General features: G+C 67.4%; 1 protein-coding gene. It reads left to right on the top strand.

The annotated features are described in order from the left end of the window. Positions 1–70: 70 nt before the first annotated feature. Positions 71–885, top strand: a protein-coding gene (locus tag ACX28W_RS43950; protein WP_459005699.1) for an IS5 family transposase whose coding sequence is annotated in 2 segments (ribosomal slippage) — positions 71–413 and positions 413–885 — 816 coding nt in all. Because the reading frame shifts where the segments join, the coding sequence is not laid out codon by codon here. Positions 886–894: the final 9 nt, after the last annotated feature.

Consider the following 894-nt stretch of genomic DNA (forward strand, 5'->3'; position numbering starts at 1 on the left):
TAAGAACTCCTAACGAAATGATGTTCGAAGTGGTTGGATCACTCCGGGACCGTTGATCCGGGGGTGCGGGGTGGCTCGGCCGAAGCCGTGGGAAGTCGACGACGAGTTGTGGGCGGTGATCGAGCCGCTATTACCCAAGGTCGAGCGTCGGACCCGGCATCCGGGACGCAAGCGGCATCCGGACCGACTGGTGTTCCAGGGCATCCTGTTCGTGCTGCACACCGGGATCTCCTGGGAACACCTGCCGCAGGAACTCGGCTTCGGGTCGGGCATGACGTGCTGGCGCCGCCTGGCCGAGTGGACCGAGGCCGGGGTGTGGCCCCGGCTGCACGAGGTCCTCCTCGCCAAACTCCGCAGCGCCAACGCCCTGGACTTCTCCCGGGCGGCGGTCGACGGCTCTCACATCCGGGCGTTAAAGGGGGCTCCAAGACCGGACGAAGCCCCGTCGACCGGGGCAGGACGGGCAGCAAACATCACCTGATCACCGACGCCACCGGCATCCCGCTCGCCGCCACCCTGACCGGCGGCAACCGCAACGACGTCACCCAGCTGATTCCACTGCTCCAGGCGGTACCACCGGTGCGGGGCAAGCGCGGACGGCCCCGACGCCGACCAGACGTGGTGCTGGGCGACCGCGGCTACGACCACGACAAGTACCGCCGGCTGGTCTGGGACCTCGGCGTGAAGCCGCTGATCGCCCGCCGCGGTATCGAGCACGGCTCCGGCCTGGGCACCCAACGCTGGGTCGTGGAACGCACGTTCGCCCATCTGCACTGGTTCCGCCGCCTGCGGATCCGCTGGGAGATACGCGACGACATCCACGAAGCCTTCCTCACCCTCGGATGCGCACTCATCTGCTGGCGGCGCCTGAAGTCATTCCGATAGGAGTTCTAA

It is taken from the genome of Streptomyces sp. SD15, assembly GCF_054462255.1.